Here is a 6,725-nt window from a genome sequence, read left to right on the forward strand (position 1 = left end):
TCAACAGACTATTCTGAACGGTTAGAGAGATAGTTTGCCATTTTACAGTATTGTTCAACAGAAATATTTTCTGCTCGGGTGCTTAAATCAATACCCAGTTCAGTTAGCTCTTCAACACTGAATAAATCCCCTAAACTGTTACGGATCGTTTTACGGCGTTGGTTGAAAGCTTGTGTGGTAATACGACTTAAAAATTTAATATCTTTTACCGGATATGGATTTTCGCGATGAGGGATCAGCCTAACAATGGCAGAATCTACTTTTGGCGCAGGTGTAAATGCAGTCGGTGGTACTTCCAATACCGGCACCACGTTGCAATAATATTGCGCCATAACACTCAAGCGACCAAAGGCTTTGCTGCCTGGGCCTGCAACTAGGCGATTCACCACTTCTTTTTGTAACATGAAGTTCATGTCAGAAATAGAATTGGTGAATGTGAATAAGTGAAACATTAGCGGTGTGGAGATGTTGTAAGGTAAGTTACCAAAAACTCGCAGGGGTTGGCCTGCTTGTTTGGCTAATTCACCAAAATCCACTGTCATTGCATCTTGCTGAATGATAGTTAATTTATCTTTTAGCTGAGGGTGAACGTGTAAACGTGCTGCAAGGTCACGGTCAAGTTCAACGACAGTCATTTTATCGATTCGGCTACCGACAGGCTCGGTTAAGGCACCTAAGCCGGGACCAATTTCTACAATGGACTGACCCGGCAGCGGGTTCATAGCATCCACGATGCTGTCGATAATAAATTGGTCAGTTAAAAAGTTCTGCCCGAAGCGTTTGCGGGCAAAATGCCCCTGATGGACTCGATTATTCATGTATTCTTAGATGTCATTTGGATAGCTAACTTTAATGCGGTGATAAAACTTCCCGCATCAGCATGACCCGTACCTGCGAGTTCAAGGGCTGTGCCATGGTCGACAGAGGTACGGATAAAAGGAAGGCCGAGAGTGATATTTACTGCTCTGCCAAAACCTTGGTATTTTAACACAGGAAGGCCCTGATCGTGATACATAGCTAACACTGCGTCTGCATGGTCTAAATACTTAGCTTGAAATAAGGTATCGGCAGGTAACGGCCCAATCAAATTAATCCCTTTTGCTCGTAGGCTTTCAAGCGCAGGCTCTATCGTATCAATTTCTTCGGTACCCATATGGCCACCTTCCCCTGCATGCGGATTTAAACCACAGACATAGATGGCTGGTTTTTCAATACCAAATTTTGTTTGTAAATCATGGTGTAAAATCGTGATGACTTCATGCAGGCTCTGTTGAGTGATGGCGGCCGACACGTCTTTGAGTGGTAGATGCGTTGTGGCTAATGCAACACGCAGTTCTTCGGTAGCTAGCATCATAACAACGCGTTCACAGCCACTTCGTTGTGCAAAGAATTCTGTGTGGCCACTGAATGACATGCCTGCATCATTAATAATCCCTTTATGTACGGGACCTGTTACAAGCGCTGAAAATTCACCATTTAAACAGCCGTCACAAGCTTTTGCTAAGCTCTCCACAACATATTGGCCATTATCAACGTTGAGTTCACCTGCTTTTGCCACCGTTGCCAACTGAACTGGTAGAACGGATAAGTGGCCTGCAGGCTGTACTTCAGTAATTGAATTGGGGGAATATTCAATTAATGTCAGAGGCAAATTGAGTGCTTTGGCACGTTGGCGTAATAAGTCAGGATCGGCGCAGGCAACCAGCTCAACAGGCCATTGCTGTTGAGCGAGCTGAATAAGTAAGTCTGGGCCAATCCCGGCAGGTTCACCGGGAGTGATGACAATAGGCTTAATTTGATTTTTCATCTGTAGATTGGCTGTCACGACCATCAACCATTTTTACGTAAGCGGAAGCACGTTGTTCTTGCATCCAGCTCTGCGCTTCTTCGTTAAATTTACGATTAAACAGCAAACGGTATGCTTGATCTTTTTGTGCCGCGTCTGTTTTATCAACGTTGCGTGTGTCTTCTAACTGAATTAAGTGCCAACCAAAATTTGATTGAACAGGTTGGCTTAATTCGCCTTTATTCAATCTCATTAACGCATCACGGAAAGCTGGGTCATAGACGTCAGGCATATTCCAACCTAATTCACCGCCTTTTAACGCACTACCCGGGTCTTCAGAATTTTCTTTTGCAGCATCTTCAAATGAGATTTTGCCTGAACGAATTTCCTGAGCAATTTGAGTTAGTTTTTGTCTTGCTTGTGCATCATCCATAATTGGAGATGACTTAATCAAGATATGGCGCGCTTTCACTTCTGTGACAGAAATAGGTTGGCTGCCACCACTGACATCGTTAACACGTAAAATATGGTAGCCGACACCGGAGCGAATTGGGCCAGCAATATCGCCTTTTTTCGCATTTTTCAGTTGTTCAGCAAAGACAACTGGTAATTCTTGCAGGCGTGACCAACCCATATTACCGCCTTTCAGCGCTTGGGGATCTGCGGAATAAGCGATAGCTAATTTACCAAAATCTCCACCTTTTTTCAGTTCATCTAAAATTTTATTTACTAACGCTTCAGCGGTTTTTAGCTGTTCTTGTGTTGGATTTTCGGCTAATGGGATCAAGATATGACTTAGGTTAACGCCCATTTCGTAATTTGCTTGTGAGCTCATTTGTTCAGCAAGCGAATCAACTTCTTGAGGTAAAATGGTAACACGGCGGCGAACTTCATTGTTACGCACTTCAGCAATCAGCATCTCTTTACGAATTTCGCTACGATATTGATTCATATTGATGCCATCTGCGGTTAAACGCTGTTGCATTTGCTGCAGTGTTAAACCGTTTTGACGAGCGATATCAGTAATAGTTGCATCTACGGCTTCATCTGGAATATTGATTTGCATTTGGCTAGCCATTTGCAAAATGATGTTATCCATAACGAGACGCTCAAGGATCTGATGACGCAGAGTTTGATCATCAGGCACCTGTTGACGTGCGTTCTGAGCATTCAGTTTTACCGTGTTGATCATATTCTGGACGTCACTTTCCAGTACAACACCGTTATTGACGACCGCAGCGACTTTATCCATTTGCTGAGGCGCAGCCAAAGCAGTGGAGCTTGCGAACATCAGTCCCAGAATAAGCGTTCTCCAATTCTTCATAATGGTCCTATAAATATTGACTTTGATTCCGCAAAAGCGGGCTAATCTCTTTTTACTCGTCATACTTCAAGTTGCAGTGTTGTTGACTGCGCTCATTCGCACTAGTCACATACTTATGTATGCTCCCAACAGCCCTCGAATTATTAGAGCAAATTTATGTTATTTTTATCAGAAAGCGCGTTGATAAGGCATAATGCCACTTTCTAACATTTTCTGGCTACCTAAACTATGATTGTTATTTAGGCCTCTAAGTTCCACATTGATTGACCATTTATTGTCATATTCACTGCTGAACTTCTCTTTTTGCCAACCAACTATCTTACGTTCATAACCAAGATTGACTGCCCAGCAACAAGTATTGTATTGCAAACCAACCAGTTGGCTAGCAGGTTGTTGCTGTTTAGTATCATAATAATATGACCCTACAAAGCCCCAACGTTCGCTTAATGGCCAACTCACGACAGTACCCACTTGTGAAATACCACGTTGGTATTCAGGCAGTGTATAGGTATAGCCTCCGTTTGCCGTATCTTCACGACGGAAGGTTGCTTGAATATAATCGCGGTCAACGAAACGGTAGTTCAACTGAACTAAACGATCGGCATCTAAACGGTATTCTGCAACCGCATTCCCCATGGTGACATTACCGAGGCGGCGGTCATATTGTAAACCACCCCGTAAGCCCCAGTTATCATCAATTCGCCACATAGAGTCAGTGGCCCACAATAATGAGCCTGTGTTGCTTTTATCATCAATTGGACGATTTGAATCACCTGCACGTGGGCGTTCAAAGTAATAAATTTGACCCACGGAGAAGTTAAAGCGTTCCGCTAAAGCATCGTCATAAACACGTGTTGTAACACCTGTGGTGAACTGGTTTGCAGAGGCGATACGGTCAAGGCCACTGTAAATTCGGTCACGGAATAAACCGCTATAGTCTGACTGCAATAATGAAGAGTCAAAGTTATTGATATTGTCTTGATCTTTATACGGAATATACAAATATTGGACACGTGGTTCTAATGTTTGAACGAAATCGCTGCCTTGGAAAAGGTCTCGTTCGAAGACAACTTTTGCATCGCTTTTAAACATAGGCAGAACGCGCGTCACATTTTTTTCTAAGCTTTTATCCGTATTTGAGCGAGGGATATCTTGGTCGTAATGCGTCGCATACAGTTTGATACTGTTATTCATATTTGCCCAGCCATTAGATAATGGCAGGTTCACTTCAGGCTCAATGTGTAAGCGAGTTGCATCTGGGTTATTTTTCCCCACACTCGTAAAGCGAGCCGCTTGTGCGTATGTATGCACATCAAAGGCACCTAAATTATTTTTATAATAATTGAAGTCCACCTGTGGCTCTGCTTTATAAGCACGCTTGTTGGGGTTATCCGCAAAAATTTGGAATTGTTTGTGAGTGACTTTCGCATTCCAGTTTGTATCTGAATAACCTGCACTGAATTTTTGCGTGGCGTAGCCATCAGTGGTGTTACCGTACTGGGAACTAAAGTCAGTAAAATAGCTAGGGTCGCTCACTTTGGTATAGTCAGAGCTAAAATTCCAGTGCCCTGCATAAGTCCCAGAATGGCGCCAGTAGAATAACCAGCGGTCATCGCTATCACGATCTTCTCGCTTACCACGTTCTTTGTCTTTGATATAAGCTCGGTCATGATTTAGAAAATCAAAGGCCACGGTTCCTGTACCAGGAGCAATGAGGTAACGGAATTCATTATTTAATTTTACACCACGGTGGGTCATAAATTGAGGTGTAATCGTGGCATCGTAATTTGGCGCAATATTCCAATAATAGGGTAATGAAAACTCTAGCCCATCGTTACTTGAATAACTCCCAGTCGGAATTAAGAAACCGGAACGACGTTTATTACCAATTGGTAATTGCATATATGGGCTATAGAAAATAGGCACGTCACCGACTTTAAAACGTGCATGCCAAATTTCAGCGACTTCTTCTTCGCGGTCGATTATCACTTCAGAGCCTGCAACGCTCCAGCTATTATTGCCGGGTAAACAGGTCGTGAACGTGCCGTTTTCCATAATTGAATAACGGTTTTCACCACGCATTTTCATTTTCGTCGCGTCACCACGCCCCTGACGGCCTACCATCATGTAGTTACCATCATTCACATCCGTGTTTTTATTATCTAAGTTAGACCACGCAGAAGGGCCTTTTAAGATAATTTGTGGGTCATCGTAGTGAACATTTCCGGTTGCCGTGACTTCGCGCACAGGGAGTTCACCCGCTGTTTCTGTTTGGGTGAGCTTCACATTATCAGCGGTTAATGTTTGGTTCCCTTGTTGAATATCGACATTACCTTCATATTCAACAAAATTAGGGTATTCACCACGGACATCTTCAGCGGTAATGTGAATCGGCAGGTCGTTAGGGTCACCTTTTACAATCGGTTTTGTGTAAACAGGGACACCCAGCATACACTGCTGTGCAAGGTCAGCATGCGCTTGCTGACTATAAATTGCCGCCCATACCATGGTGGCGAGTAGTGTTGGATAGCTTTTTTTCATCATTAAATATGGGGTTCCGTCATCATTGGCATCGCCAGCAAACGCTCAAAGACTAACTTAGCCAACCACTTTGCGCCAGTATAATGTAAGAAACTTTACGCGCGGGTAGTTATGCATAGAGCTGAATGAATAGTATGATAATGCAAAATTGCATTTTGAGCATTGAAGAATTGAGGGATATATGCACTATTGGGGCAAAATTATTGGCGTTATACTCGCAATCGTCTCTGGATTGGGCTTTTGGGGAGCGCTAATTGGGTTAATTATTGGGCATGGTTTTGATAAAGCATCGATCCAACGTAAATTTGCAGGGAGAATGAATAAGCGAGATCGCCAAATCATTTTCTTTGCGAGTACTTTCCAAATTTTGGGACATTTAACGAAGTCCAAAGGCCGTGTAACCGAGACAGATATTCAGCTTGCGACCAATTTAATGGACAGAATGCAATTACACGGAGAAACACGAAAAGCGGCTCAACAAGCGTTTAGAGAAGGTAAATCCCCTAACTTTCCATTACGAGATGTATTAAAACAACTACGAATGGCTTGTTATGGCCGTTTTGATTTGATTCAGATGTTTCTGGAAATTCAATTACAAGCTGCTTTTGCAGATGGACAATTACACCCGAACGAACGAAAAGTGTTGTTTATCATTGCAGAAGAGCTAGGGATTTCTAAAGTTCAGTTTGAACAGTTCTTGGATATGATCCAAAGTGGTCGCCAATTTGGCCAAGGTTACTCTCAGCAGCAATCAGGAGGGTATTATCAGCAATCGAATGGCCCAACCCTTGACGATGCTTGTAAAGTGCTTGGTGTGTCTCCCAGTGACGACCCAACAAAAATTAAGCGTGCCTATCGTAAATTAATGAGCGAACATCACCCAGATAAGCTGGTTGCGAAAGGTTTACCGCCAGAGATGATGGAGATTGCGAAGCAGAAAGCGCAATCAATCCAAGCAGCTTATGACTTAGTCAAGAAGGAGCTCGGCTTCAAATAAATTTCCCCGTCATATTTCGCGCCGCAGCTTTGTTGGCTGCGCTCGCGCACCCTAGTCACATACTACTGTATGCTCCT

5 protein-coding genes are annotated in these 6,725 nt (G+C 43.3%); 1 reads left to right on the forward strand and 4 read right to left on the reverse strand.

Annotated features, from left to right (window positions below; all coding sequences use genetic code 11):
* Positions 1 to 8: 8 nt before the first annotated feature.
* From rsmA to lptD, 4 genes are all read right to left on the reverse strand, one after another.
* Positions 9 to 818, reverse strand: coding sequence for a 16S rRNA (adenine(1518)-N(6)/adenine(1519)-N(6))-dimethyltransferase RsmA (rsmA, locus tag PR809_RS14415; protein WP_004257672.1), 810 nt, complete (start codon positions 816 to 818; stop codon positions 9 to 11).
* Entirely contained in the window at positions 815 to 1,807 is a 993-nt protein-coding gene (pdxA, locus tag PR809_RS14420; RefSeq protein ID WP_102137821.1) for a 4-hydroxythreonine-4-phosphate dehydrogenase PdxA, read from the reverse strand. Before pdxA ends, rsmA begins: the two co-directional genes overlap by 4 nt.
* Complete coding sequence (gene surA / locus PR809_RS14425; RefSeq protein WP_166264427.1) at positions 1,791 to 3,110, reverse strand: peptidylprolyl isomerase SurA; 1,320 nt, start codon at positions 3,108 to 3,110, stop codon at positions 1,791 to 1,793. The genes pdxA and surA overlap by 17 nt, the downstream gene beginning before the upstream one ends.
* A gap of 168 nt (positions 3,111 to 3,278) precedes the next feature.
* Positions 3,279 to 5,651, reverse strand: a complete 2,373-nt coding sequence (gene lptD, locus PR809_RS14430) for an LPS assembly protein LptD (RefSeq protein ID WP_206275847.1) — start codon at positions 5,649 to 5,651, stop codon at positions 3,279 to 3,281.
* A gap of 181 nt (positions 5,652 to 5,832) precedes the next feature.
* Between lptD and djlA the strand changes: the two genes are divergently transcribed.
* Positions 5,833 to 6,648 carry a co-chaperone DjlA gene (djlA, locus tag PR809_RS14435; protein ID WP_102137818.1) on the forward strand — a complete coding sequence of 272 codons (816 nt, stop codon included), beginning with the start codon at positions 5,833 to 5,835 and terminating at the stop codon, positions 6,646 to 6,648.
* Positions 6,649 to 6,725: the final 77 nt, after the last annotated feature.

Source organism: Providencia sp. PROV201 (assembly GCF_028479545.1).
Lineage (GTDB): Bacteria > Pseudomonadota > Gammaproteobacteria > Enterobacterales > Enterobacteriaceae > Providencia > Providencia huaxiensis.